Annotated in this window: 25 protein-coding genes and 1 riboswitch; of the genes, 7 read left to right on the forward strand and 18 right to left on the reverse strand. The window is 64.4% G+C overall.

The window, feature by feature from the left end:
• Window positions 1–21 precede the first annotated feature (21 nt).
• The 6 genes from CK215_RS06380 to coxB form a co-directional block, all read right to left on the reverse strand.
• Complete coding sequence (locus CK215_RS06380) at window positions 22–903, reverse strand: cytochrome c oxidase subunit 3 (RefSeq protein ID WP_066998007.1); 882 nt, start codon at window positions 901–903, stop codon at window positions 22–24.
• A 1-nt stretch (window position 904) separates the two neighbouring features.
• On the reverse strand, window positions 905–1,531 hold the full coding sequence (locus tag CK215_RS06385; RefSeq protein ID WP_095830429.1) for a cytochrome c oxidase assembly protein: 627 nt from the start codon (window positions 1,529–1,531) through the stop codon (window positions 905–907).
• A gap of 7 nt (window positions 1,532–1,538) precedes the next feature.
• Window positions 1,539–1,721, reverse strand: coding sequence for a hypothetical protein (locus CK215_RS06390; protein WP_095830430.1), 183 nt, complete (start codon window positions 1,719–1,721; stop codon window positions 1,539–1,541).
• A complete protein-coding gene (locus CK215_RS06395) occupies window positions 1,718–2,662 on the reverse strand; it encodes a heme o synthase (protein WP_095830431.1) in 945 nt (314 codons plus the stop codon). Before CK215_RS06395 ends, CK215_RS06390 begins: the two co-directional genes overlap by 4 nt.
• Before the next feature lie 69 nt (window positions 2,663–2,731).
• Window positions 2,732–4,381: a cytochrome c oxidase subunit I gene (gene ctaD, locus CK215_RS06400; protein ID WP_066998019.1), complete on the reverse strand. Its 1,650-nt coding sequence runs from the start codon at window positions 4,379–4,381 to the stop codon at window positions 2,732–2,734.
• 38 nt (window positions 4,382–4,419) lie between these two features.
• Entirely contained in the window at window positions 4,420–5,292 is an 873-nt protein-coding gene (gene coxB / locus CK215_RS06405; RefSeq protein WP_245299655.1) for a cytochrome c oxidase subunit II, read from the reverse strand.
• A 339-nt stretch (window positions 5,293–5,631) separates the two neighbouring features.
• On the opposite strand from coxB, the gene CK215_RS06410 reads away from it, so the two are divergent.
• From CK215_RS06410 to CK215_RS06425, 4 genes are all read left to right on the forward strand, one after another.
• The gene (locus CK215_RS06410; RefSeq protein ID WP_066998026.1) at window positions 5,632–6,165 is read left to right on the forward strand and encodes an invasion associated locus B family protein; all 534 of its coding nucleotides are present in this window, start codon (window positions 5,632–5,634) and stop codon (window positions 6,163–6,165) included.
• A gap of 131 nt (window positions 6,166–6,296) precedes the next feature.
• The gene (gene tldD / locus CK215_RS06415; protein WP_095830432.1) at window positions 6,297–7,709 is read left to right on the forward strand and encodes a metalloprotease TldD; all 1,413 of its coding nucleotides are present in this window, start codon (window positions 6,297–6,299) and stop codon (window positions 7,707–7,709) included.
• Between the two features lie 79 nt (window positions 7,710–7,788).
• A complete protein-coding gene (locus CK215_RS06420; protein WP_095830433.1) occupies window positions 7,789–8,064 on the forward strand; it encodes an AbrB/MazE/SpoVT family DNA-binding domain-containing protein in 276 nt (91 codons plus the stop codon).
• A 256-nt stretch (window positions 8,065–8,320) separates the two neighbouring features.
• Window positions 8,321–8,914 (forward strand): transglutaminase-like cysteine peptidase, encoded by a 594-nt coding sequence (locus CK215_RS06425; RefSeq protein WP_245418640.1) that lies wholly within the window; start codon window positions 8,321–8,323, stop codon window positions 8,912–8,914.
• Window positions 8,915–9,069: 155 nt separating this feature from the next.
• Here CK215_RS06425 and CK215_RS06430 read toward each other — a convergent pair whose 3' ends face one another.
• The 3 genes from CK215_RS06430 to CK215_RS06440 all read right to left on the reverse strand — a co-directional run bounded on the left by CK215_RS06430 (window position 9,070) and on the right by CK215_RS06440 (window position 13,937).
• The gene (locus tag CK215_RS06430; protein ID WP_245418622.1) at window positions 9,070–11,781 is read right to left on the reverse strand and encodes a caspase domain-containing protein; all 2,712 of its coding nucleotides are present in this window, start codon (window positions 11,779–11,781) and stop codon (window positions 9,070–9,072) included.
• Between the two features lie 144 nt (window positions 11,782–11,925).
• Window positions 11,926–13,167 carry a class I SAM-dependent RNA methyltransferase gene (locus tag CK215_RS06435; protein WP_095777987.1) on the reverse strand — a complete coding sequence of 414 codons (1,242 nt, stop codon included), beginning with the start codon at window positions 13,165–13,167 and terminating at the stop codon, window positions 11,926–11,928.
• Window positions 13,164–13,937: a TlyA family RNA methyltransferase gene (locus CK215_RS06440; protein ID WP_095830435.1), complete on the reverse strand. Its 774-nt coding sequence runs from the start codon at window positions 13,935–13,937 to the stop codon at window positions 13,164–13,166. The genes CK215_RS06435 and CK215_RS06440 overlap by 4 nt, the downstream gene beginning before the upstream one ends.
• 114 nt (window positions 13,938–14,051) lie before the next feature.
• Between CK215_RS06440 and CK215_RS06445 the strand changes: the two genes are divergently transcribed.
• Window positions 14,052–14,453: a GFA family protein gene (locus CK215_RS06445; RefSeq protein ID WP_095777989.1), complete on the forward strand. Its 402-nt coding sequence runs from the start codon at window positions 14,052–14,054 to the stop codon at window positions 14,451–14,453.
• Here CK215_RS06445 and CK215_RS06450 read toward each other — a convergent pair.
• The 6 genes from CK215_RS06450 to CK215_RS06475 form a co-directional block, all read right to left on the reverse strand.
• Window positions 14,450–14,734 (reverse strand): hypothetical protein, encoded by a 285-nt coding sequence (locus CK215_RS06450; protein WP_095781712.1) that lies wholly within the window; start codon window positions 14,732–14,734, stop codon window positions 14,450–14,452. The two genes, CK215_RS06445 and CK215_RS06450, sit on opposite strands and share 4 nt — an antisense overlap.
• 150 nt (window positions 14,735–14,884) lie before the next feature.
• On the reverse strand, window positions 14,885–16,798 hold the full coding sequence (gene dxs, locus CK215_RS06455) for a 1-deoxy-D-xylulose-5-phosphate synthase (RefSeq protein WP_095830436.1): 1,914 nt from the start codon (window positions 16,796–16,798) through the stop codon (window positions 14,885–14,887).
• A gap of 132 nt (window positions 16,799–16,930) precedes the next feature.
• Window positions 16,931–17,851 carry a pirin family protein gene (locus CK215_RS06460; protein ID WP_095777992.1) on the reverse strand — a complete coding sequence of 307 codons (921 nt, stop codon included), beginning with the start codon at window positions 17,849–17,851 and terminating at the stop codon, window positions 16,931–16,933.
• 8 nt (window positions 17,852–17,859) lie between these two features.
• The gene (locus CK215_RS06465; protein WP_066998050.1) at window positions 17,860–18,126 is read right to left on the reverse strand and encodes a DUF2277 domain-containing protein; all 267 of its coding nucleotides are present in this window, start codon (window positions 18,124–18,126) and stop codon (window positions 17,860–17,862) included.
• Window positions 18,127–18,317: 191 nt separating this feature from the next.
• On the reverse strand, window positions 18,318–18,569 hold the full coding sequence (locus CK215_RS06470; protein WP_095778033.1) for an exodeoxyribonuclease VII small subunit: 252 nt from the start codon (window positions 18,567–18,569) through the stop codon (window positions 18,318–18,320).
• A 3-nt stretch (window positions 18,570–18,572) separates the two neighbouring features.
• Window positions 18,573–19,499 carry a histone deacetylase family protein gene (locus CK215_RS06475; RefSeq protein ID WP_095830437.1) on the reverse strand — a complete coding sequence of 309 codons (927 nt, stop codon included), beginning with the start codon at window positions 19,497–19,499 and terminating at the stop codon, window positions 18,573–18,575.
• 114 nt (window positions 19,500–19,613) lie between these two features.
• Window positions 19,614–19,792, forward strand: a riboswitch (cobalamin riboswitch).
• A 42-nt stretch (window positions 19,793–19,834) separates the two neighbouring features.
• On the opposite strand from CK215_RS06475, the gene bluB reads away from it, so the two are divergent.
• Window positions 19,835–20,572 carry a 5,6-dimethylbenzimidazole synthase gene (bluB, locus tag CK215_RS06480; protein ID WP_066998056.1) on the forward strand — a complete coding sequence of 246 codons (738 nt, stop codon included), beginning with the start codon at window positions 19,835–19,837 and terminating at the stop codon, window positions 20,570–20,572.
• Window positions 20,573–20,602: 30 nt separating this feature from the next.
• On the opposite strand, the gene CK215_RS06485 is transcribed toward bluB, so the two are convergent.
• Window positions 20,603–21,583 (reverse strand): hypothetical protein, encoded by a 981-nt coding sequence (locus tag CK215_RS06485; protein WP_066998059.1) that lies wholly within the window; start codon window positions 21,581–21,583, stop codon window positions 20,603–20,605.
• A 144-nt stretch (window positions 21,584–21,727) separates the two neighbouring features.
• Complete coding sequence (locus CK215_RS06490) at window positions 21,728–22,318, reverse strand: TetR/AcrR family transcriptional regulator (RefSeq protein WP_066998060.1); 591 nt, start codon at window positions 22,316–22,318, stop codon at window positions 21,728–21,730.
• A 121-nt stretch (window positions 22,319–22,439) separates the two neighbouring features.
• Between CK215_RS06490 and CK215_RS06495 the strand changes: the two genes are divergently transcribed.
• Window positions 22,440–23,663: an MFS transporter gene (locus tag CK215_RS06495; RefSeq protein WP_095830438.1), complete on the forward strand. Its 1,224-nt coding sequence runs from the start codon at window positions 22,440–22,442 to the stop codon at window positions 23,661–23,663.
• A 25-nt stretch (window positions 23,664–23,688) separates the two neighbouring features.
• On the opposite strand, the gene CK215_RS06500 is transcribed toward CK215_RS06495, so the two are convergent.
• The gene (locus CK215_RS06500) at window positions 23,689–24,225 is read right to left on the reverse strand and encodes a GNAT family N-acetyltransferase (RefSeq protein ID WP_095830439.1); all 537 of its coding nucleotides are present in this window, start codon (window positions 24,223–24,225) and stop codon (window positions 23,689–23,691) included.
• Window positions 24,226–24,246 lie beyond the last annotated feature (21 nt).

Raw genomic sequence — 24,246 nt, forward strand, 5'->3', positions numbered from 1 at the left:
CGTGAACTCAATCCATCGGTCTCAGTGGGCTTCGATTACCGCGCCGCTCGAGGCCCAGACATAGATCGCGGTGAACAGGAACAGCCAGACCACGTCGACGAAGTGCCAGTACCAGGCGGCCGCCTCGAAGCCGAAATGCTGCTTCGGGGTGAAATCGCCCCGCATCGCCCGGATCAGGCAGACGAGCAGGAAGATGGTGCCGATGATGACGTGGAAGCCGTGGAAGCCGGTCGCCATGAAGAAGGTGGCGCCGTAGATCGAGTCCTTGAAGCCGAACGGAGCGTGCATGTACTCGTAGGCCTGCACCATGGTGAACAGCATGCCGAGGCCGACGGTCAGGATCAGGCCGTTGATCAGGCCCTTGCGGTCGCCGTGCAGCAGCGAGTGGTGCGCCCAGGTCACCGTCGTGCCCGACAGAAGCAGGATGATGGTGTTGTAGAGCGGCAGGTGGAAGGGATCGAGAACCTCCAGACCTTTTGGCGGCCAAACGCCGCCCGTGAAGGTGGTGCGGGCATATTGCGCGGCCTCGCCCGGGAATAGGCTGGCGTCGAAGAAGGCCCAGAACCAGGCGACGAAGAACATCACCTCGGAGGCGATGAACATGATCATGCCGTAGCGCAGGTGCAGCGAAACGACGCGCGTGTGGTGGCCCTCATGCGCTTCCTTGATGGTGTCCGACCACCAGGCGAACATCGTGTAGAGCACGATGATCAGGCCGATGAAAAACAGCCACGGATTGGCTATGTTGTGGCCGAATATTGGGAAGCTGCCGGCCTTCAGATACTGCATCAGGCAAACGCCGCCGACGGCCGTGACCAATGCGCCGATCGAGCCCAGGAAAGGCCAAGGGCTGGGATTGACGAGATGGTAGTCGTGGTTCGGTTTTGCGTGCGCGTCTGCCATATCAACCCCCGAGGCTTGCTTCGGAATCTGGAACTTTGTTGCTGCTGCCAGCGGTCGGCGCGGACGACGCGACTGGCTGCTTCTTTTCGACCGGGAACATGGTGTAGGACAGGGTGATGGTCTTCAAGTCCTTCAGTTCCGGCACGTTGACGATGTCTGGATCGACATAGAACACGACCGGCATGTCCAGCGTCTCACCGGGCTTGAGCGTCGTGTCGGTGAAGCAGAAGCACTCCACCTTGTTGAAATAGGCGCCGGCCATTTCCGGCTGCACATTGAAGGAGGCGCGCCCGGTGATGGAGCGATCGAACTTGTTGGTGGCGCTGTAATGCGCCTGCGTGGTCTCGCCGATCTTGATCGTCACCGAGCGCGCGACGGGCTCGAACTGCCACGGAATGCCGTTGGTGTTGGCGTCGAAGCGGATGGTGATGTCGCGGTCGAGCACGCGACCGGCATATTGCTTCTCGGCGCGCTGCGTCGTGCCGCCATAGCCGGTGACCTGGCAGAACATCTTGTAGAGCGGGACCGCCGCATAGGCCATCCCGACCATGCCGGTGAAGAAGGCAAGGCAGACCGCCACGACGATGCGGTTGCTGTTCTTCCCGATGGGTCCGGTCTCGCCGCTCATCGCCGCCTCACATCAAATTCGTCGGTATCAGGCCGGAGGCATGGTGGCCGAAGCGCACGATGGTGGCGATGTAGAAGATGATGACGAGCGCGGCCAGCGCGACGCCGATGGCAACGGAGCGGCTGCGCCGCGCCTTCCGCTGGCGTTCGGTCAAGGTGACCAGTTCGAGGTTCTTGTCGGTCACGATCATGCTCCCCCCATGACGAGGGCACGCCCGACCACGCTGTCGACGAGATAGGCGGCAAAGATTGCGAAGAGATAGAGCAGCGAATAGCCGAACAGCGCCTTGGCCGGCTTCATCGCGCGGTCGGCATCGCTCATGTCCAGCACCTTCCAGGAATACCAGACGAAGCCCAGGCCGAGCAGAACGGAAACCGCGCCATAGGCGGCGGTGGTGTAGCCGAGCAGCCATGGCAACACGCCAACCGGCGCCAGGATCAGCGCGTAGGCAAAGATCTGGCGGCGGGTCGAGGCGTGCCCGGCGACGTTCGGCATCATCGGGATGCCGGCGCGGGCGTAGTCGTCCGACTTGAACAGCGCCAGCGCCCAGAAATGCGGCGGCGTCCACAGGAAGATGATCAGGAAAAGAATCAGGCTTTCGAGGCTGACCGATCCGGTCACCGCCGCCCAGCCGATCACCGGCGGGATGGCGCCGGCGGCGCCGCCGATGACGATGTTCTGCGGCGTCCAGCGCTTCAGCCACATCGTGTAGATGACGGCGTAGAAGAAGATGGTGAAGGCAAGAAGCGCCGCCGACAGCCAGTTGATGAGCACGCCCAGCGTCATCACCGACAGCGCGGAGAGCACGAGGCCGAAGCTCAGCGCCTCACCCGGCGTGACGCGCCCGGCCGGCACCGGACGGCTCGCGGTCCTGGTCATGACCGCATCGATATCGGCGTCGTACCACATGTTGAGAGCGCCCGAGGCGCCGGCGCCGATGGCAATCGCCAGGATCGCGATCACCGCCAGCAGCGGATTGATGGCGACCGGCGCCGCGACCATGCCGACAAAGGCCGTGAAGACGACCAGCGACATCACGCGCGGCTTGAGGAGGGCGAAGAAATCGCCCGCGGTGGCTTCCGACATGCGAAAGCCAACTTCCTCCATCAATTTGTGGTCGGCAAGGGCCATGCGTACTTAAAGTCCATCATTCCGTTGGCCAGGACCGCCGGGCGAGCCGGCGGTCCTGTATCTGCGGCCTTACTTGATCTTCGGCAGCTGTTCCCACTGGTGGAACGGCGGCGGCGAGGGCAGCTGCCATTCGAGCGTGGTGGCACCCTCGCCCCACGGATTGGCGCCCGCGACGCGCTTCTTCTGGAAGGCCTCGAACACGCCATAGAGGAAGATCGCAACGCCGACGGCGGCGATGTAGGAGCCGTAGGACGAGATCATGTTCCAGCCGGCAAACGCATCCGGATAGTCGACAGTGCGGCGCGGCATGCCGGCAAGGCCGAGGAAGTGCTGCGGGAAGAAGATCAGGTTGACGCCGACGAAGGTGACCCAGAAGTGGGTGTTGGCGATCACCGGCGAGTACATGTAGCCGGTCATCTTCGGGAACCAGTAGTACCAGCCGGCGAAGATGGCGAACACGGCGCCCAGCGACAGCACGTAGTGGAAGTGGGCGATCACGAAATAGGTGTCGTGCAGCGAGCGGTCGAGGCCGGCATTTGCCAGCTGAACGCCGGTGACGCCACCGATCGTGAACAGGAAGATGAAGCCCAGCGCCCACAGCATCGGCGGCTTGAAGGAGATCGAGCCGCCCCACATCGTGGCGATCCAGGAGAAGATCTTCACGCCCGTCGGAACCGCGATGACCATGGTGGCGAACACGAAATAGCGCTGCGTGTCGAGCGACAGGCCGGTCGTGTACATGTGGTGCGCCCAGACGATGAAGCCGACGGCGCCGATCGCGACCATGGCGTAGGCCATGCCGAGATAGCCGAAGACCGGCTTCTTCGAGAAGGTCGAGACGATGTGGCTAACGATGCCGAAGCCCGGCAGGATCAGGATGTACACCTCGGGATGGCCGAAGAACCAGAACAGGTGCTGGAAGAGCAGCGGGTCGCCGCCCTGGTCCGGCACGAAGAAGGCGGTGCCGAAGTTGCGATCGGTGAGCAGCATGGTGATGGCGCCCGCCAGAACCGGCAGCGACAAGAGCAGCAGGAAGGCCGTGATCAGCACCGCCCAGGCGAACAGCGGCATCTTGTGCATGGTCATGCCAGGCGCGCGCATGTTGAAGATGGTGGTGATGAAATTGATCGCACCGAGAATCGACGAGGCGCCGGCGATGTGGAGCGACAGAATCGCAAGGTCCATTGCGGGGCCCGGCTGGCCGGATGTCGAGAGCGGCGGATAGATCGTCCAGCCGCCGCCGACGCCGAAGGCGCCGGGCGCGCTCGGTACGAACATCGAGCCGAGCAGCAGGAGGAAGGCCGGCGGCAGCAGCCAGAAGGAGATGTTGTTCATGCGCGGGAAGGCCATGTCCGGCGCGCCGATCATGATCGGCACCATCCAGTTGGCGAAGCCGCCGATGAGCGCCGGCATCACCATGAAGAAGATCATGATCAGGCCGTGCGCGGCGCCGAAGGCATTGTACATGCTCTTGCCGCCGTCGATGGCGGCATCACCCTGCATGCCGTAGACCATCTGCGCCAGACCGCTGAAGATCTGGATGCCCGGCTCCTGCAGCTCCATGCGGATGGCGACCGAAAGCGCGCCGCCGATAATCCCGGCCATGATCGCGAAGATCAGGTAGAGCGTGCCGATGTCCTTGTGGTTGGTCGAGTAGACCCAGCGGACCCAGCCATGCGGCCTGTGGTCGTGGTGGTCGTGAGCTGCAGCCTCTGCCATATTCCGCTCCGTTCCCTAATTCTTGCTAACCCGCGGCGTCAGTTGCCGGCGGCCGCTACCTTGTTGGTACCATCGATCTCGGCCATCAGCGCCTTGTTGGCGGCGGGCACGTCGGTCTTGGCCGTCTCCAGCCAGGTCTTGAACTGCGCGTCGGAGACGACGCGAACCGCGATCGGCATAAAGGCGTGATCCTTGCCGCAGAGCTGCGAGCACTGGCCGTAATAGAGGCCTTCCTTCTCCGCCTTGAACCAGGTCTCGTTGGTGCGGCCGGGCACGGCATCCATCTTGATGCCGAAGGACGGCACGGCGAAGGAGTGGATGACGTCGGTGGCGGTGATCAGCACGCGAGTCATGGTGTTGACCGGCACCACCAGCTCATTGTCGACGGCGAGCAGGCGCGGATAGAGGTTGCGGTCTTCCTTGCCGGCCTTGGCGCGGTCACCGTCCTGAAGGATCGCCGAGTTGAAGGAGAAGCTCTTGTCGACCTGGTATTCGTAGTCCCAATTCCATTGGTTCCCGGTCGCCTTGACGGTCAGCTTGGCTTCTTCCGGCGGGGTATACTGCGCGGTGAGCAGTTGGAACGAGGGGATGGCGATGAGCAGCAGCACGATGACCGGGCCGACGGTCCAGATCACCTCGATCAGCGTGTTGTGGCTGGTCCGGGAAGGAACCGGGTTGGCGCTCGCGCGGAACCGCAGGATGACATAGGCGAGCAGGACCAGCACCAGCAGGGTGATGACCACGATGAATACGAAGGTGTAGTTTCCGAACCATTCGATTTGCCGCATCATGTCGGTCGCAGGCGCCTGGAAGGCGGTTTCCCATGGCCGCGGCTGATCCGCATAGGCGGATGCGCTGGAGAGGAGCGTGCCCGCGGCCGCAGCACCTGCCAGAAGTCTGGCGCTTGCCATGAATTTTCTCATCGCCCTCTCGTCTCCCACTTCCTGCAATCGGATCGCACCAATAACGAACGACGCCGGGATGGGGAATCCCGGTCTGTCCCTAAGGTGGTTCAAACCATACTCTATTTCCCTCCGCAAGGAAGGAGCGGGCGAAACCGTGCGGCATTTTTGCGCGCAGCCCGAAGGGCATCCCCGACCATCGCCGCCCCCGCGCCGGGCGGTCGCAATTCGGGCGAATTTGCTCTGGAAAAGCGCGTAATTGCCGGTATCTGGGCGGGCTGGCGACGGTCTCGTCCTTTACTTGGCCTTGGCGCAGCTTAAAGTGCCGTGATTCGCAATGGAGCCGTTATGACTTCCTGGCTTTCGAGACCCTTGGCGAAGGTTATCTTCCTTGCCGCCTCGCTTAGCGCCAGTGTGGCGAACGCCGCGCCACCGCAGACCGCGGCGCCGCCCAGCGGCACGGTCAAGTCGACGCATGGCGCGTGGTCGATCATCTGCGACACGCCGGCCGGCGCAACCTCCGAGCAATGCGTGATGATGCAGAACGTCGTCGCCGAGGACCGTCCGGAGATGGGGCTTTCCGTCGTGGTGCTGCGCACCGCCGACAACAAGGCGGAGATCCTGCGGGTGCTGGCACCGCTCGGCGTGCTCCTGCCCAACGGGCTCGGCCTCAATGTCGACGGCAAGGACATCGGCCGCGCCTATTTCGTGCGCTGCTTCCAGGACGGCTGCTACGCGGAAGTGATCCTCGAGAAGCCACTGCTCGACACGCTGAAGAACGGCACGTCGGCCACCTTCATCGTATTCCAGACGCCGGAGGAAGGCATCGGCATTCCGGTCGATCTGAAGGGATTCGCCGAAGGCTTCTCGGCTCTGCCCTAAGTCCAGCGGCGGCAACGCGGCCGCCAGTCGGCTCGGGGCGATGACGATCGCGTGTGAAGGCCGGCGATTGTCTTGACCTCACTTCGCCCCTACATCGGGGGAATGCGAAACCGCCAGCGGACAGCCCTGCCATGAACAGCCTGATCGGCCAATTCGACATTTCCGACGACCGCGTCAAAGAGATCGTCGCCGATACCATCAAGGGCGCCGACGACGGCGAACTGTTCCTCGAATACAGCGAGAACGAAGCGCTGATGTTCGACAACGGCCGGCTGAAGACTGCGAATTTCAACACCGACCAGGGTTTCGGGCTGCGCGCCGTCGCCGGCGAGGCGAGCGGCTATGCCCATTCGAGCGACCTGTCGGAAGCCTCGCTGCTGCGCGCCGCCGATGCCGTCTCCGCGGTCAAGGGCGGCTATTCCGGAATGCTTGCCGCAGCGCCCGCGCGCACCAATCGCCAGCTTTACGGCGACGAGAATCCCATCCCCTCGCCCAGTTTCGAGGCCAAGGCGAAGCTGTTGCAGGAGATCGACGCCTGGCTGCGCGCCGCCGATCCGCGCGTGCGCCAGGTGACGGCTTCGCTCGCCGCCTCGTGGCAGCATGTCGAGATCGTGCGCGGCGACGGCCAGGTGGTGCGCGATATCCGCCCGCTGGTCAGGATGAACGTCTCGGTGGTGGTCGGCGATGGCGACCGCCAGGAGAGCGGCTCCCACGGAATGGGCGGCCGCAAGAGCTTTGGCGAGTTCCTCACCGAGGAGAGTTGGAAGCACGCCGCGCGCGAGGCGCTGCGACAGGCGCTGGTCAATCTCGAGGCCGTTCCGGCGCCGGCAGGCACATTCGACATCGTGCTTTCCAGCGGCTGGCCGGGCGTGATGCTGCACGAGGCTGTCGGCCATGGCCTCGAGGGCGACTTCAACCGCAAGAAAACATCCGCCTTCGCCGGCCTGATGGGCAGCCAAGTAGCGGCAAAGGGCGTCACCGTCGTCGACGACGGCACGATCGCCGAGCGGCGCGGCTCGCTTACCGTGGACGATGAAGGCACGCCTTCGGCGCGCAATGTGCTGATCGAGGACGGCAAGCTGGTCGGCTACATGCAGGACCGCCAGAATGCGCGGCTGATGGGCATGAAGGCGACCGGCAACGGCCGGCGCGAAGGCTATGCCCACCAGCCGATGCCGCGCATGACCAACACCTACATGACCTCGGGCGATACCGCGCCGGAAGAGATCATCGCCTCGGTCAAGAACGGCATCTATGCCGTCTCCTTCGGCGGCGGCCAGGTCGACATCACCTCAGGCAAGTTCGTGTTCGGCTGCACCGAGGCCTACATGATCGAGGACGGCAAGGTGACGCAGCCGATCAAGGGCGCAATGCTGATCGGCAACGGGCCGGACGCCATGCACCGCGTCACCATGGTCGGCAACGACATGAAACTCGACAACGGCATCGGCATGTGCGGCAAGGCCGGACAGGGCGTGCCAGTCGGGGTCGGCCAGCCGCATTTGAGGATGAACCAGATGACGGTGGGCGGCACCAGGGTTTGAGCACGCTCAATCCGGCAGGTTTGAATAGCACTCCGCCGCTTGAGTATCTTACCTGTGTCTTACATGGGGTAAGCTTGCGATGGCTGGTGCCGAAAAACTCATAACCACCGTCTCGACCAAGGGACAAGTGATCCTCCCCAGCGCGATCCGGAAACGGAGGGACTGGGGTGCCGGCACACGTCTGCAGGTCGAAGACACACCAGACGGTGTTCTTCTGAAGCAAGTGCCGGCCTTCACCCCGACGCGACCGGAAGACGTGGTTGGCCTGCTGCCGCACCGCGGCAAGCAGAAGACGCTTGAAGAGATGAACGCGAGTGTCCTTGCCGAAGCGCGGCGGCGCCATGCTCGCAATTGATCCCAACCTTGTCGTCAGATACCTGACGAACGACCATCCTGAACGGTCACCTCGATCCGGCCGGAAAGCTCACACCTAGCTACCCGCCGGAGCGCGAACACAATCGTGTTAGCAGATTATTAATTGTTCAATTGCTTTGGCCGACGCTTCCGACTTAACTATCAGGAGTCTTCTCGTTGCGGTGGTGTTGGCAGTGCTGCGTTCCCCTGGCGTCCTGACCTCTTCATTCCTCCTTGGCCTTTGCTCATTGATCGGTGTGACGTCGCTTTGCGTCGACACGGCGGCGGCGCAGTCGACATTGTTCAAGCGGCCATCGAGTCCGGTCGACCTGCGCTCCGCCGCAGTGGGAGGACGTACCAGCGTCCCTTATGGCTGGATCGATTTCTGCCACCGCCGGCCGAAAGAGTGCAAAGTGCCTGCCCTGCAGCCGGCGAACGTCAAGCTGACCGCGCAGAACATGCGAACCCTCAAGCGCATAAACCAGAAGGCGAACCGCGCCATCAAGCCCGTCAGCAACTATGATCACTGGGGCACGATGATGGACCATTGGGACTATCCGGTGGACGGCAAGGGCGACTGCAAGATCTACGCGCTCTACAAGCGCAAGCTTCTCATGGAAGCGGGATTTCCCCGCCAGGCGCTGCTGATGACGGTGGTGCGCGACCTGAACAACGAAGGGCACACCATCCTGACCGTGAAGACCGACAAGGGCGATCTCGTGCTCGACAATCTGGTCGACGAAGTCCGGCCCTGGAACGCGACCGGCTATTATTTCTTGAAGCGTCAGTCGCAGCAAAACCCGAATATTTGGGTGTCGATCAATCAGCGCGGCGGCACGCCGAAAACCTGACGGATGCCGTCAGGCCCGCAGACCGAGCGGCCTGGACAGCCGAGGCATCCCGCTTTTGACGGTTGAGACGACGCTGCAAACCGGCGCCCCTGCCTTGCACGTTCATGCCGAAAAATCGGCTCGCAAAGGTAAGGCGCCGGCTCGACCGCGCCGGCCTACTGGTTGCAGGCCGGCTCGCCCTGCTGTCCGCAAGAGAGCTTCTTCTTGGGCTGCGGCTTCTCCCGGGGGAGACGCCGCTCTTGCATCTGCGGCCTCGGCTGCGAACGCAATTCCGGGCGTGGCTCCGACCTCTGCCGCCGCAGCACCTGCTCGTTAGGCCTTTCCTGCCTGAACTGGCGCTGCGCGTTCTGGTTCGGCCTGTTGACCTTGAAGTCGCGCTGGACGGTGACCTCCCGGCCGGCGGAACCTTCTTCGTTTTGCAGCCGGCGCAACGTCCTGCGCCTGTCGTTCCCGCTGGCCGAGCCCTGTTTCTCGTCGGAGAACACGGTCGGATTGTTCCTCCTGAACCGCTTCTGCACGGCCGGTCCATTGTCGGGTGGCCCACCACTAACGCTCGGCAGTCTGCGGAACTTCTTGCTCTTCGTATTAGCCGAGCCCTGGTTTTCATCAGAGAACACGTCGGGATTGTTCTTTCTGAGCCGCTCGCGCACGCTCGGCCGGTTCTCAGCCGGCATCCGGTCGACGGTAGGCAGCTTGCGGACCTTCCTGCCCTTGTTGCTCGCGGCGGCCGAACCTTGATCGTTCGGTTCGACCACGGACTGGCCTGCGGACAAATCCTTGCGCGTCAGCTTCCTCGGCTTGCCACTGCTCCGTTCGGATAAAGCCTTGGGACTGTTCTGCCTGAACTTCTCCCGCGCGCTCTGCCCGTTGTCGGCCGGCATGCCGTTGATGGCGGGCAGGTTGCGGAGCTTTTTGCCCCTCTTCCGATCCGTGTCCTGCTTCCCGGTCCTGTCGGGACCGGCAGTTCCCGTCGCCTCTTGGTTGCCGCCCGAGACGCCTTGCCTGCCGGGTTGCCTCTTCAATTTGTTGCCGCGCAAGTTCTGGCCGTCGGGCGCCGGCTTGCCGTTGACCAGCGGCAGCCTCTTGCCATCGGCTCCAGGCAAAGCGTGATCGGTTGAGAGCTTGCCGGTTCTGGACGAGGTCTCCGGCGAGGTGTCAGGCTGCTGGCGCTGGATAACACGCTGACCAGGCTTCGGCGGCAGGGCGCCCTGTTGCTGCTGATTGGATGTGGCCTGACGGAACTTGGCCGCCCTCTTCTGCAGAAGCGGCGGCAGGGGAACCTTGGCCGCCAGCGCATCGGCGCGGCCACCAACGGCGCCTTCCATCGTCTTCTGGGCTGTACGGCGGTCAAGCTGAACACGGGCGCTCGGCTGCGCGGCCCGATCGATGGTCTCGTTTTTGATCGTCGTGTTGATGGTGTTGATGACCGTCGTGTTGTGGATGTTGTTGAAGATGATGGCGTTCGGCGGCGGCACGACGTGGCGCGGCGGGTTGATGAATACGGGGATCGGCACGAATACCGGCGTCGGCAGGACGAACACTTCGATCGGCGGCGGAGGTGGCGGAAGCACGATGAAATCCGGCGGCGGCGGCGGCAGGAAGATCACCGTGATCGGCGGCGGCGGTTCGAAGTCGAAATCGGGATCGTCGAAATAGAGCACCGGACGGTCGATATAGATGATTTCCTCCTCCGGCGGCGGGGGCAAATCATATTCATAGACGGTGAACTCCTCCGGCGGCTCCAGGGCAGCGTCGAAATGTTCGAGACGCCGTCGCGCGTCCCAGGCATGCGGACCACGCGGATAGCGCTGCAGATAAGACCAGTAGGCCTCCGGCGTGTCCTCCAGCCAGGTCTCGCGCCAGGTGATCGCCTCGCGCCGCGCAGCGATAATGGCGCGCACGCGCTTAGCCATCGGATCATGTGGATAGGCGACGAGGAAATCCTCGTAGCCGCGCATAGTGTCGCGGTCGAGAGCCGCGATATAAGCGTCACGAGCGTCGAAATCCCGGATCGCCCTGGTCCGATTGGAGCGGGATTCGGCCTCCGAAACCTTGGGCGCGGGCGCGTCCGCGGCACGGTCGAAGAAGACGAAAGGCGCGGTGATCTTCGAGGCATGCCACGGAACTTCCGCGCCTTGCGTCATCTCGTTGACGCGCAGCCGCGTGCGGTCGAACACCTCCTCAAGCGACAACCCGCCCTCGCGTATCATTTCGGCGAGCGCCTGAGCATAGGCGCCGTAAGGGCCCTTGCCTTCCGGCGCGACCGTTCCCGGAGCCGCGTTGAACGCAATCAGCATGTTCGGGTCGGGATCGACAAGCGCGAGACCACCGGCCAGGGGCTGGCTCATCTTGGGCAAGGCATCAGGCCGCGCCGCGTCGAGCACGACGATGTTTACCTTCGTCGGCAATCCGGCCAACGACCGGGTGACATCGGAGAACCGCATTGCCTGAAGCGGCACGTCGGCTGGACTGGCGATCTGGGCATCGACCGGAAGAAAGTAGTTCTCCCCCTCGAACTGCACGCCGTGGCCGGCAAGATAGACGAAGACGACCGCGTCGGGACCGGCGGCGGAAACCTTGCCGAGAAAATCGCGCAGCGCGCCGCGCAGCGAGTCCTGATCGACATCGCGCGCGCCGACGACGTCGAACCCTGCCGCCTGCAGGGTCTGCGCGATCAGGCCGGCGTCATTGGCGGCAGTCGCGAGCTCGCCGGACTGATAGGCGCCGTTGCCGATGACGAAGGCGAGACGTTTTTGCTCTTGCGCGAGCGCACCGGTCGCGGACGCGGCGCCAAAAGCGATGAGAACGATGAGGCTGAGGAATTTTAGAAGCGTCTGCATGGCAATGCGCTGTCCGTTATCCGCCATCCGCCATCCGCTTATTTCAGTAACGCCGAAAGAGCAGGAATGTTTCCCTAACAGCGCAAAACTAAGACCTCCAAGAAGGCGGCTTTAGGGCGCAAATTTCGGAAAAGAGAGGCTTCAAGTTTCTTGCGAACCGGCTCTCGCGGACTACCGGCGCCGCTTCGGCTTCTCCAGCAGCGCGACGGCCTCGACATGCGGCGACCACAGGAACTGGTCGATCGGCGTCACGCTCTTCAGTTGATAGCCGCCGTCGATGAGGATGCGCAGATCCCGCGCCAGCGTCGTCGGATTGCAGGAGACGGCCGCGACCAGCGGCACGTCTGAGCGGGCGATCTGCTTGGACTGATCCTCCGCGCCGGCGCGCGGTGGATCGAAGACGAGGCCGTCGAAGCCGCTCAACTCCTTGAAGGTCAGCGGCCTGCGGAAGAGGTCGCGACGCTCGCTGGTCACGCGCTTCAAGCCGCTGGCGAAGCGGGAGGCACGGTCGAGCGCGGCAAGCGCCGGGGCGTCTCCCTCCACGGCGTGGACCTCCGACTTCGCCGCCAGCCGGAGCGCGAAGCTGCCGCAGCCGGCGAACAGGTCGGCGACCTTCTTGGCACGCGACAGGTGCTGGCAGACGAGACCGGCCATCGTCTGCTCGGCGGCCTCCGTCGCCTGAAGAAAGGCGCCGGGCGGCAGGGCGACGGCGACCGAGCCGAACTGCACCACCGGCTTCTTCGGCTCCACGATCACCTCGCCGTCTATCGAAAGCCTCGCCAAGCCCGCGGCCATCACGAAATTGGAAGCGATGCGGCGCTGGTTTTCGCCGAGCTTGCCCGCGTCATGGACGGCGACATCGAGGCCGGACGCCGTCGCGGTGACGGTCATGTGGAAGGCTTTCGGCGTCGCGCAGACCAGTCCTGCCAGCCTTCGCAGAGGATCGAGCGCATCAACGATTGCCGGCAACGAGATCGGGCATTCCTCGATAGGAATGATCTCGGAGGAGAGCGCGCGCACGAAGCCGAGCAGCATGCCGGCCTCGGTGCGCCGAGCGCTGAAGACGACGCGGCGGCGCGTGTGCGGCGCGCAAGGCACCAGCGCGTCGATCTGACGAGCGATGCCCTTGATCTTGAGCGCCTGCACCACCCGTTCGCGCTTCCACTGCCGGTAGCCGTCGGCCTCGAAATGCTGCAACGCGCAGCCGCCGCATTCGGTGAAGTGTCGGCAGGGCGGATCAACCCTACGCGGTGAAGCCTCAACAACCGACATCAGCGTCGCGCGGTCCTTCTGGCGCGCGGCGGTGACCGTCTCGCCAGGCAGCGTGAACGGGATGAAGACCTCGCCGCCATCGGCACCGGCGATGCCGTCGCCCTGCGAACCGAGCCTTGTGATGGTGAAGCGCGCGCTCATGGCGATGCCGCGTCCTTGATCGCGGCGAGCAGGAACTCGCGGTTGCCGTCGCCGCCCTCGATCGGCGATGGATGCAGCCCGAGCACGCGCCAGCCCGGCATGCCGGCAAGCCAGTCGCGCAAACCGGCGGCGATGCGCTCGGCCTCGCTCGGGTCCTTGAGCAGTCCGCCCTTGCCGATCGCCTCGCGACCCGCCTCGAATTGCGGCTTGACGAGAAGCAGCGCCCTGGCGCCCTCGCCCGCCAAGGCCAGCGCCGGCGGCAGCGCCAGCTTCAGCGAGATGAAGCTGACATCGCAGACCAGGAAGTCCGGAACGCGGTCGCCAAGATCGGCGGCGGTCAGGTCCCGCGCATTCAGCTCTTCAATGACCGTGACCCGCCGATCGGCGGCAATTTCCGGGTTCATCTGGCCGTGACCGACATCGATCGCCGTGACATGGGTAGCGCCACGCTCGAGCAGCACCTGGGTGAAGCCGCCGGTCGAGGCGCCGATATCGAGCGCCTCATGCCCAGAGGGATCGAGGCCGAAATGGTCTAGGCCGGCAATCAGCTTCAGCGCCGCGCGCGACACATAGGCCTGCGCCGGATCGTCGACGGCAACGACGCAGTGTGGCGCCACGGGCTGGCCCGGCTTGCGGGCGACTGCGCCGTCGACGGTGACGGTGCCGCGTTCGATCGCGTCGCGGGCGCGGGAACGGCTGGCGAACAGGCCACGTGCGACGAGCAGTTCGTCGAGACGCGGACGCGCGCTGGCGGGCAGAGTGGAACTCATCGGCCTTCATTGGCGAAAGCCGGCGGCGAAGGCAATGGCAGCCCTGTTGAATATGGCGCGGGGCACGGCAGAATGCCGGCGCCGAAAGTCCGCTCACCCGGTCGAGGAAGAGCCATGCTGAAGGGAACATGCCATTGCGGCGCCGCGCACTGGACGCTGGAAGGCGATCCGGGATCGATCACCGCCTGCAACTGCACCCTTTGCCGCCGCTACGGCACGCTCTGGGCCTATGACTATGTCGACGAGCGCATCCGCATCGCAGGTCCGACGAGTTCCTACAGGAGGGTCGAGGTGGCCGAGCCCGCGCTGGAAATCCTGTTCTGTCCGAAATGCGCCTGTGTGCTCGCCTGGCGCGGGTTGCGCCCCGGCTCGAGCGGCCGCACTCGCATCGCCGTCAATATCAGGCTGGCCCCGCCGGAGGCGGTCGCCGACCTGCCGATCGAGCATTTCGACGGCCTCGAAACGTTCGACGACCTGCCGCGCGACGGCCGCTGCGTGCGCGATATGTGGTTTTAGAAAATAGTCCGCGAGACCGGGCGCTCGACCGCCGGCATCAGGCCGTCATTGTTGGAGGCCTGCTCGCGCGGCTCAGCCGGAGCTGGCGCTGTCGGCGCGGCTTCCGGCAGCACCACCAGTTGGGGAGCCTGCTTGTAGGAAAAGCCGCCGCGGATGTTGCCCATCTTGCCGGCGACGATGTCCATCACCGCCTTTTCGAGGTTGCGGTCGTAACGCGTTTCGGCTGCCATCGGAGCGGCCATGGCACTCAGCAAGGCCATGCCGCAAAGGAACGATTTCATTGTTCTTATCCCTTGCCTACGACCAGGGTCTTAGCAGGGCGCCCGTTGAAAATCGGCCAAAAGACAAGGTAACCGAACGGCCAAATGAAAACCTAAACAAACAGTTGCAGCCGCAGCCGGCAGACTCAATCGGAGAGCTGAGTTTTCGATTCAGGCGCGCTGCGCCTGCATGCCATGGCCGAGTGCGGCGAAGACCGTCCGCACGATGCCGGTCGTGTCGAGGCCCGCGTCGGCATACATCTTCTCAGGCTTGGCATGATCGGTGAACTCGTCCGGCAAGACCAGCGGGCGCACCTTGAGGCCGTTTTCCAACAGGCCTTCATGGGCAAGGAAATGCAGCACCTGGCTGGCGAAGCCGCCGACCGCGCCCTCCTCGACCGTGACGAGAACCTCATGCGAGCGCGCGAGGCGGCGGATGAGATCCTCGTCCAGCGGCTTGGCGAAGCGAGCGTCGGCAACGGTGGTCGAAAGGCCTGCGGCGCCGAGCTCCTCGGCGGCCAGCAGGCAATCCTGCAGCCGCGTGCCGAACGAGAGCAGCGCCACCTTGGTGCCTTCCTTGAGAATGCGGCCTTTGCCGATCTCGAGCACTGAGCCGCGCTCCGGCATGTCGACGCCGACGCCGTTGCCGCGCGGATAGCGGAAGGCGGTCGGGCCGCCGTCGTAGTCGGCTGCCGTGCGCACCATATGGCGAAGCTCCGCCTCATCGGCGGCGGCCATGACGACGAAGCCAGGCAGCGAGGCGAGGAAGGTCGTGTCGAAGGCGCCGCAGTGCGTGGCGCCGTCGGCGCCGACGAAGCCGGCGCGGTCGATCGGGAAGCGCACCGGCAGTTTCTGGATCGCCACGTCGTGCACCACCTGGTCGTAGGCGCGCTGCAGGAAGGTCGAATAGATGGCGGCGAAAGGCTTGTAGCCTTCGGTGGCGAGGCCAGCGGCGAAAGTCACCGCATGCTGCTCGGCAATGCCGACATCGAAGGTTCGGGCCGGGAACACCTCGCCGAAGAGGTCGAGGCCGGTGCCACTCGGCATGGCGGCGGTGATCGCCACGATTCGTTCGTCCTCGCGCGCCTCCTGGATCAGGCTCTCGGCGAAGACCTTGGTGTAGCTCGGCGCGTTGGCCGGCGCTTTCGCCTGCGCGCCGGTGATGACGTCGAACTTGTTGACGCCGTGATACTTGTCGGCGGCGGCCTCCGCCGGCCCGTAGCCTTTGCCCTTCTGGGTGACGACATGGATCAGAATGGGCCCGTCGCCATTATCGCGGACGTTCTTCAGCACCGGGATCAGGTGCTCCAAATTGTGTCCATCGATCGGGCCGATGTGGAAGAATCCCATCTCCTCGAACAGCGTGCCGCCGGTGACGTAACCGCGCGCGTGCTCGACGGCGCGGGTGATGGCGCTGTCGGCGCGCTTGCCGAGATAGGAGGTCAGCTTCTTGCCGAAATCGCGCAGGCCGAGATAAGTCTTGCCGGAGGCAAGCCTCGCCAGATAGGCGCTCATCGCGCCGGTCGGCGGGGCGATCGACATGTCGTTGTCGTTGAGGATGACGATCAGGCGGGCATTGAGCGCGCCGGCGTTGTTCATCGCCTCATAGGCCATCCCGGCGGACATGGCGCCGTCGCCGATGACGGCGATGACATTGTTGCGGCCGCCCGAAAGGTCGCGGCCCATCGCCATGCCGAGGCCGGCCGAAATCGAAGTCGAGGAATGCGCTGCGCCGAAGGGGTCGTATTCGCTCTCTGCGCGCCGGGTGAAGCCGGAGAGACCGCCTTCCTGGCGAAGCGTGCGGATGCGGTCGCGGCGGCCGGTCAGGATCTTGTGCGGATAGGCCTGGTGGCCAACGTCCCAGATCAGCCGGTCTTCCGGCGTGTTGAAGACATAGTGCAGCGCAACCGTAAGCTCGACGACGCCGAGACCGGCGCCAAGATGGCCGCCGGTGTGCGACACCGCGTCGATCAGCTCCGCGCGCAGTTCGGTCGCCAGCTGCGGCAGCTCGCTTTCATCAAGCGCCCGCAAATCCGCGGGAATGCGGACTTTGTCGAGGAGCGGCGTGTCAGGCTTCGGGTTCACTCTGGGACGGCCTGTCAACTTAACCTTGGGTTAACCTTCAAATATGCGCTTTGCTATGCGCGAGATAGGCTGACGGCGCGCCAATGTAAATGCGTGTCAGTGACGCGCCCGGCGCAGAATGTCCATTCTGCGCTAACCTTCCGGCAGCGGAATGAATTCTTCCTCATCGCCAGGAACGATATCGAAGCGGCCCGTCTTCCATTCTTCCTTGGCCTGCTCGATGCGTTCTTTCGAGGACGAAACGAAATTCCACCAGATATAACGCTTGGAGCCCAGCGACGCTCCGCCGAACAGCATGAAATGCGCGCCGCGCTCGGACGACACGACGATTTCCTCGCCCGGTTTGAACACCAAAAGCCGCTCGGCCGGGAAACGGTCGCCGGCAATCGAAACCTCGCCCTCCAGCGTGTAGATGGCGCGTTCCTCGGCGTCGCCGGGGATTTTGACGCTGGCGCCCGCCGCCAGCCGCAGATCGGCATAGAGCGTTTCCGAGGCGGTCGCGACGGGCGAGCGCAGCCCGGAAAATTCGCCGATGACGACGCGGCCGCTAACGCCCTCGGCATCGATTTCGGGCAGTTGGACGACCGACGTGTTCGCGAACACCGGGGCGATTTCTTCCTTGCTGTCCGGCAGCGCCAGCCAGGTTTGCAGGCCGGAAATCGACATCGGCGCGCCGCGCAATTCCTCGGGCGTGCGCTCGGAATGAACGATGCCGCGGCCGGCGGTCATCAAATTCACGTCGCCCGGCGCGATCACCATTTCGGTGCCGAGCGAGTCGCGATGCCTGATCTTGCCGTCGAACAGATAGGTGACGGTGGACAGCCCGATATGCGGATGCGGGCGCACGTCGATCGCGTGGCCGGCACGCAGGATGGCCGGGCCCATGCGGTCGAAGAAGATGAACGGACCGACCAGCCTGCGTTTCGCCGTCGGCAAGGCGCGGCGAACCTCGAAGCCACCAATGTCCTTGGCGTTGGGAATGACCATCAACTCGATCTGGTCGCAGGCGAAGGCGTCGCCGGCCTCGGGATCGTTGCCCGGAAAGAAGCTCATGACCGGCGTCAGGCGAAGCGGAGCGCGGATCGGGCCTTCGCCTTGGCGGCCTCTTCCTCGCGGTTGCGCGGATGCTGGGTGGTTTCGAGGCTGTCAAGCAGCTCGCGCGCGGCGGCGGCGATCGCCTCGACGGCGTGGTTGAAGGCATGCTCGTTGCGCTTGGACGGCTTGGTCGCGCCGCTCAGCTTGCGCACGAACTGCAGCGCCGCGTCATGGACCTCGTCGTCGGTCGCCGGCGGATCGAAGTTGAACAGGGTCTTGATGTTTCGGCACATGCTTTAACTCCTTACCTGCTTTCTGCCCGAACCGGTCTGACATTGTGCACCGAGGTGTGTTGAGATTCAGGTCAGACCGAGCCGAAAATGGCGGGTTCCGAGAACCGGACCGGAGCGTACTTGAAGGACGTGAGCACCGGAACCGCAGAAAGCCGCGTTTGCAGGCGGCCTCACCTGAATATCAATACACCTCACTCGGCGTCGAGCGGCTCCGTTCCAACCGGCTTGCCGTCGCGCGAGAGCCTGATCTTCTCGACCTTGTCCTCGGCGGCCTTGAGCAAGCGGTCGCAATGAGCCTTCAGCGCCTCGCCGCGCTCGTAGATCTTGATCGACTGGTCGAGCGGAACGTCGCCGCGCTCCAGATCATCGACGATCTTCTCCAGCGCGTCGAGCGCCTGTTCGAAGCTCATCGCCTTGACGTCTTGGTTAGCTTCATCAGCCATCATTCATCCCTTCATCAGCCGCCCGACATGGGCGGCGACCGAAAATGCCAATCCTTGCAGATCGTAACCGCCCTCCAGCAGGCTGACGAGCCGGTTGCCGCTGTGGCGCCCGGCGCGCTCCATCAGCTGGCCGGTCGCCCAGTCGAAATCATCCTCGGTCAGGTTGATCGCGGCCAGCGGATCGCGATGGTGCGCATCGAAACCGGCGGAAATGATGATCAGATCCGGCTGGAAGGCGTCGATCGACGGCAGCACGCGCGACAGGAAGGCGTCGCGGAACGTGTCGCTGCCGGTGCTCGGCGCAAGCGGCGCGTTGACGATGTTGCCGGCGCCGGTCTCGCTCTTGGCACCGGTGCCCGGATAAAGCGGCATCTGGTGGGTCGAGCAATAGAGCACCGACGGATCGTCCCAGAAAATGTCCTGCGTGCCGTTGCCGTGATGCACATCCCAATCGACGATGGCGACGCGCTCGGCCAGATGCTTCTCCTGCGCATAACGGGCGGCGATCGCCGCGGTGTTGAACAGGCAAAAGCCCATCGCGGTCGCTTTTTCGGCGTGATGGCCGGGCGGACGCGCGGCAACGAAGACATTGGCGGCACGGCCCTCGAACACATCGTCGACGGCGGCGTTCGCCGCGCCGATCGCCGTCACCGCCGCATGCCAGCTTTTCGGGCTGGCGCTGGTGTCGGCATCGATCGAGACGATCCCCGTCTCGGGAATCGCAGCGCGGACACGGCCGACGAAATCCTCCGGATGCGCGTAAAGGATAGTCGCCTCGTCGCCTTCCGGCGCCTCGACGCGGTCGAGGGCCGAAAAAGCCTCGTCGTCGAGCACGCGCTCGATGGCGCGCAAACGGTCGGGCCGCTCGGGGTGGCCGGGCGGCGTGAGGTGTTCCAGGAATACCGGATGAGTGTAGAGACGAGTGGTCATGGCGCCTAATCTAGGCACCTGTCGCACGGATAGCCATGTTTCAGCGCCGAATGATTGGGGAAATCGCGCCCAATCGTGTCGCTGGCGGCATTGGCCCGGCTTCGGCTTCGCGATAAGGTCGCGTCGCTGCCTGGTGCCCGCAACGCGGGAGAATCGGGAACACGGTTGAAATCCGTGGCGTGCCCAACGCTGTGAGGGGGACCGCGCCGGCAAACGCCACTGTCCCAGACGGGAAGGCGCCGGATGCGGGTCGATCCCGAGCCAGAAGACCGGCCCGGCAGACATGGTCATCCGCATGGTCAGGCGGAGGACTGCTTATCGCAAGGGGACAAGCGATGCAGGCACGAACAGCCGCCGCCGGCGGCGATGACTTTGACCAATTGGCGCGCGACGCCGTCTACCGAGCCATGTTCACCCGGCGCGACGTGCGCAGCCATTTCCTTGCCGACGATCTCGACGACAGCGTTTTGGCGCGGCTGCTCACCGCGGCACACCACGCGCCGTCGGTCGGCTACATGCAGCCCTGGAACTTCATCGTCATCCGGGACGCCACAAGGCGGCGGCAGGTGCGCGACCTGTTTTTGGCCGCGCGCGAACAGGAACTGCCGGCGATCGAGGTGGAGCGGCGGGCGCTCTACCGCAAGCTGAAGCTCGAGGGCATCTGCGAAAGCGCGCTCAACCTCTGCATCACCTGCGACCGCCAGCGCTCGAAGAACTCGCCGCTCGGGCGCTGGCACAATCCGGAGATGGACCTCTACAGCACCGTCTGCGCGGTGCAGAATTTCTGGCTCGCGGCGCGGGCGGAAGGCGTCGGGGTCGGCTGGGTGAGCATCATCGAGCCCGAAGCGCTGAAGCGACTGCTGTCGATCCCCGAGCACGTCACGCCGATCGCCTATCTCTGCGTCGGCCGCGTCTCGGAATTCGCGCCGAGGCCCGACCTCGAAGCGCATGGCTGGGGCAAGCGCCTGCCGCTGCCCGAGTTGGTGATGAGCGAGACCTTTTGCGGCGCCGGCGAGGCGCCGCTCAAATCGGCGATCGCTCGCCTTGGTTCCCGTGAAGGGGCGAAGCCGTGATCAGGCGGCCTTCGTGGCCGGGGCTGCTGCTCAAGCGGTCCTTGGCGAATCCCAGCGCGAGCCGCCGAAGGGGCTGAGCGCCTTGTCGCGCAATTCCCTGAACTTGGACGAGGCTTCGGCCAGGCGCCGGTCCCATTCCGGATTGGGGACCTGGCCCTCGATGGTGGCGAAGTAGACCTGCATCAGCGAAGCGATGGCGAAGGGCTCGATGAAAGCCGCCTTGAAGGCCCAGGCGAAGACGATGGCCAACACGAAGGCCCAGCCGGCAAGCTGGCCCGGCATGGCCCAGAGGATCGCGGCGGCGGGCGCCAGCATCAAAAGGAAGATGACGAAGGAAACGCCCCACATGATCACCGCCAGCCAGACGGCGTTCTTGACCATCAACTTGCCGTTCTGCGCGTAGAGCACGACGCCTTGCCTGGCGGTCTCGAAAGGCGAGTTGGAATTGGTGCGGATGTTGTAGCCGAGGATGATCTCGTCGACATAGGTCAGCGACAGGCGGATGACGGTATTGATGAAGCTCACCAGACCGCTTAAGCCTGGAATGGGTAGGAACGCAGCAACGCCGCCGATCAGCCCTGTGATGGCGCGGATGGCGCCTTTCACCAGCTGGTCGACGACGAAAAGGATGTTGGCCTCGGCGAAGCGCTTCGTCACCACTTCGCGCGCATAGGCGATCTGGCCCTGGCCGTCGGGAACGTCCTGCCCGTCGATCAGATGGACCATGACGGCGATATGGCCTGCCTTGAGCACATAGAGAATGTATTCGCGGATCCAGTAGACGGCGATCGAGACCACGCCGAAGCCGACCACCCCACCCCACAAGGCAAAGGACATCGGCCCGTCCGGATCGGTCGAGATGTGGCCGACGCCGTAACCGACGCTGGCGCCGGTGCCGGTCGCTGTTATGTAGGCCACCGTGATGCCGAAATAGACGATGATGCGAAAGACGATGAACGGCCACGTCCGCATCATGATGGACACCGACCGGCCGATGCTGAAGTCCCACATGGCCCCGACCCTCCGCCTCAGAGAATTGGCGGGAGAGGATGCGCTCGCTCCTGCCAAAGTCAATGTCGGAGGGATTTTGAGCGGGGGACAATTGTCTGAGGCAGCGCGGACCCGAGTGATTGCCCGCAACGCCGCGACCGGATGCTATTTGGTTTTCAGGCCTTCCAGCAGCTGCTTGAACGCCGCCACAACCTTCTTCGACGTCGCTTCCGGATCCTTGGCATTGGCGATGCGCTGCGAGGCCTGGCTACTGGCGCCGTTGATGAGCCGCGCTGCGGTCTCGGGATCGAGATCGGGAACGACGACGCCCTCCTCCTGCAGCTTTGACAGGTGATCGGTCATTGAAGCCGTGCAGGCGCTGGCGTTGGGCCACTGAGCCGGATCGCCGAGCACGGCCGGGCCGTCCCTGAACATGATGCGCTGGATTTCCGGCTCAAGCGCCATCTCGATATAGGTGGTGCATTCGTCGACGAAATGCTGCCAGCGAGTAGGCGCCCGCGAGGCCACCTCGTTCACCCGCGCCGCCATCTCGGCGTCGATTTCGGCGATCACCGCCTGCAGGAGCCCCTTCTTGTCGCCGAAATGATGATAGAGCGCGCCGCGCGTCAGACCCGCCGAAGCGGTGAAATCGTCCATCGAGGCCTCGGCATAGCCGATCGTGCCGAAGGCATGGCGCGCGGCCGCGATCAGCTTGGCGCGCGTCTCGGCGATCATCTCCTTGCGGGGTTTGTGCATGGCTCCTGGCCTTATTCACATACGCGTCGTATGCTAATTGACATACGCGACGTATGAACTATTTGACATTCATACGCTGCGTATGTAGTTGCGGCGCCTTCCCTTGTCGAGGAACGGGACCATGCGAAACCCATATTCGGAAATCTTTCGGGCTCCTGGCACGAAGAGCTTCGCCGCGGCAGCCTTCATCGCCCGGCTGCCGATCGCCATGGCGCCGATCGGTATTGTGGCGATGCTGTCGCAAACGCATGGCGAGTACTGGCTGGCCGGCGCCGTCTCGGCCACATACGCTTTGGTCAACGCCTTCCTGTCGCCGCAGGTCTCGCGGCTGGTCGACCGCCTCGGCCAGAGCCGGATTGCAGTGCCGACGACACTTGTCTCGGCGCTTGCCTTCGCGACCTTGATCGTCGCGGCCAACCAGCACTGGCCGGTGTGGACCTTGTTCCTATCGTCGCTGCTTGCCGCCTTAATGCCGAGCATCCCGGCGCTGGTCAGGGCGCGCTGGACCGAGATTTTTCGCGACCGCCCCGAGCTCAATACGGCCTTCGCCTTCGAATCGGCCGCGGACGAGCTGGTCTATGTCGCTGGGGCATCGCTGTCGGTGGGCTTGAGCGCCGCGCTGTTCCCGGAAGCCGGGATGGTGGTGAGCACCTTGCTGCTCGCCTTCGGCTCGGCGGCATTCCTGCTGCAGCGTCCGACGGAACCGCCCATTCGCCCGGCCGAGGATGGCGCGGCCGGTTCGGCGATCCGCCTGCGGCCGGTGCAGATCATCACCGTCGCGCTGATCTTCGTCGGCGCGACCTTCGCAACCACGGAAGTCACCACCGTTGCCATTACCGAAGAGCTCGGCCAGCCCGAAGCAGCCAGCCTCGTCATCGGCGTCTATGCACTGGGATCCTTCGTGCTCGGCATCATCGTCGGCGCGCTCAGCCTGCGCACGCCGCTGCAACGCCAACTCGCGATAGCGGTCGCCGTCATCGCGCTTACCACTCTGCCGCTGCTTCTTGCCGACACGGTGCCGACGCTGGCGCTTGCCGTGTTCGTCAGCGGCGTTGCCATCTCGCCGACCTTCATCACCGCCTTTGGACTGATCGAACGCCACGTGCCGGCGGCAATGCTCACGGAAGGCGTGACCTGGGTGACCACCGGGATCGGCATCGGCATGGCGCTTGGCTCCTTCGCCGCCGGCTGGATGGTCGACACTTTTGGACCGCAGAACGGGTTCTGGGTGTCGGTGGCGGCAGGCTCGGTCGCTTTGGTCACCGTGCTCGCCGGCCAGTGTCGGCTGGCGACGCCGGACTGCGCCCCGGATGAATGCGAAGCGGCGATTGTTCCGGCTGGATGATACCGATGCATCCGGTGCTGGCTGGCTATATGTCCTGCTTTGGAACGAACTTCGCCGCCGGGAATGCGTAAAGCCCCGTCGGCGCGCCATGGAGCATGATCTCCCGCTCGAAGACGAAGCCGCATTTCTCCAGCACGCGCCGCGATGCCGGATTGGCGGGACGCGCCAGTGCGATCACCCGACCGGCGCGCAAGGGGCCGAAAGCCGCGTGCAAGCTCCCCCGAACCAGTTCCGTCGCGTAGCCATGCCCCCAGGTCTCGGGGTGAAGATGATAGGACAGGTTCAGCCCATCGAAATCGCTCGATAAGGTGACGCCGCCGAAGCCGATCAGTTTCTCATTGGCTTCGACCGCCCAGCGACCAAATCCGTGCTTCTCCCAATGATCGATGTCGCGAGCGAGCCTTGCGGCACTCTGCTGCGGCGTGTCCGGCGTCGGGTCGGGGCGATGCGCCACCAGTTCGGGGCGCGAGAAAAGATCGGCCAGAAACTCCAGATCCGCCTGTTTGGGCCGGCGCAGCAGCAGTCGTTCGGTCTGCTGGCTGACAGGCAATGGCGCGGCCATCGTTTTTCTCCGTCGCCCTGT

Origin of the sequence: Mesorhizobium sp. WSM3864 (assembly GCF_002294955.1) — a bacterium.
In the GTDB taxonomy this organism is placed as follows: Bacteria; Pseudomonadota; Alphaproteobacteria; order Rhizobiales; family Rhizobiaceae; genus Mesorhizobium.

Bases quoted from the DNA above. Each gene is read 5' to 3' on its own strand.
- CK215_RS06380 (WP_066998007.1), bottom strand. From the start codon at position 903: ATGGCAGACGCGCACGCAAAACCGAACCACGACTACCATCTCGTCAAT.
- CK215_RS06385 (WP_095830429.1), bottom strand. From the start codon at position 1,531: ATGAGCGGCGAGACCGGACCCATCGGGAAGAACAGCAACCGCATCGTC.
- CK215_RS06390 (WP_095830430.1), bottom strand. From the start codon at position 1,721: ATGATCGTGACCGACAAGAACCTCGAACTGGTCACCTTGACCGAACGC.
- CK215_RS06395 (WP_095830431.1), bottom strand. From the start codon at position 2,662: ATGGCCCTTGCCGACCACAAATTGATGGAGGAAGTTGGCTTTCGCATG.
- ctaD (WP_066998019.1), bottom strand. From the start codon at position 4,381: ATGGCAGAGGCTGCAGCTCACGACCACCACGACCACAGGCCGCATGGC.
- coxB (WP_245299655.1), bottom strand. From the start codon at position 5,292: ATGGCAAGCGCCAGACTTCTGGCAGGTGCTGCGGCCGCGGGCACGCTC.
- CK215_RS06410 (WP_066998026.1), top strand. From the start codon at position 5,632: ATGACTTCCTGGCTTTCGAGACCCTTGGCGAAGGTTATCTTCCTTGCC.
- tldD (WP_095830432.1), top strand. From the start codon at position 6,297: ATGAACAGCCTGATCGGCCAATTCGACATTTCCGACGACCGCGTCAAA.
- CK215_RS06420 (WP_095830433.1), top strand. From the start codon at position 7,789: ATGGCTGGTGCCGAAAAACTCATAACCACCGTCTCGACCAAGGGACAA.
- CK215_RS06430 (WP_245418622.1), bottom strand. From the start codon at position 11,781: ATGGCGGATAACGGACAGCGCATTGCCATGCAGACGCTTCTAAAATTC.
- CK215_RS06435 (WP_095777987.1), bottom strand. From the start codon at position 13,167: ATGAGCGCGCGCTTCACCATCACAAGGCTCGGTTCGCAGGGCGACGGC.
- CK215_RS06440 (WP_095830435.1), bottom strand. From the start codon at position 13,937: ATGAGTTCCACTCTGCCCGCCAGCGCGCGTCCGCGTCTCGACGAACTG.
- CK215_RS06445 (WP_095777989.1), top strand. From the start codon at position 14,052: ATGCTGAAGGGAACATGCCATTGCGGCGCCGCGCACTGGACGCTGGAA.
- CK215_RS06450 (WP_095781712.1), bottom strand. From the start codon at position 14,734: ATGAAATCGTTCCTTTGCGGCATGGCCTTGCTGAGTGCCATGGCCGCT.
- CK215_RS06460 (WP_095777992.1), bottom strand. From the start codon at position 17,851: ATGAGCTTCTTTCCGGGCAACGATCCCGAGGCCGGCGACGCCTTCGCC.
- CK215_RS06465 (WP_066998050.1), bottom strand. From the start codon at position 18,126: ATGTGCCGAAACATCAAGACCCTGTTCAACTTCGATCCGCCGGCGACC.
- CK215_RS06470 (WP_095778033.1), bottom strand. From the start codon at position 18,569: ATGGCTGATGAAGCTAACCAAGACGTCAAGGCGATGAGCTTCGAACAG.
- CK215_RS06475 (WP_095830437.1), bottom strand. From the start codon at position 19,499: ATGACCACTCGTCTCTACACTCATCCGGTATTCCTGGAACACCTCACG.
- bluB (WP_066998056.1), top strand. From the start codon at position 19,835: ATGCAGGCACGAACAGCCGCCGCCGGCGGCGATGACTTTGACCAATTG.
- CK215_RS06485 (WP_066998059.1), bottom strand. From the start codon at position 21,583: ATGTGGGACTTCAGCATCGGCCGGTCGGTGTCCATCATGATGCGGACG.
- CK215_RS06490 (WP_066998060.1), bottom strand. From the start codon at position 22,318: ATGCACAAACCCCGCAAGGAGATGATCGCCGAGACGCGCGCCAAGCTG.
- CK215_RS06495 (WP_095830438.1), top strand. From the start codon at position 22,440: ATGCGAAACCCATATTCGGAAATCTTTCGGGCTCCTGGCACGAAGAGC.
- CK215_RS06500 (WP_095830439.1), bottom strand. From the start codon at position 24,225: ATGGCCGCGCCATTGCCTGTCAGCCAGCAGACCGAACGACTGCTGCTG.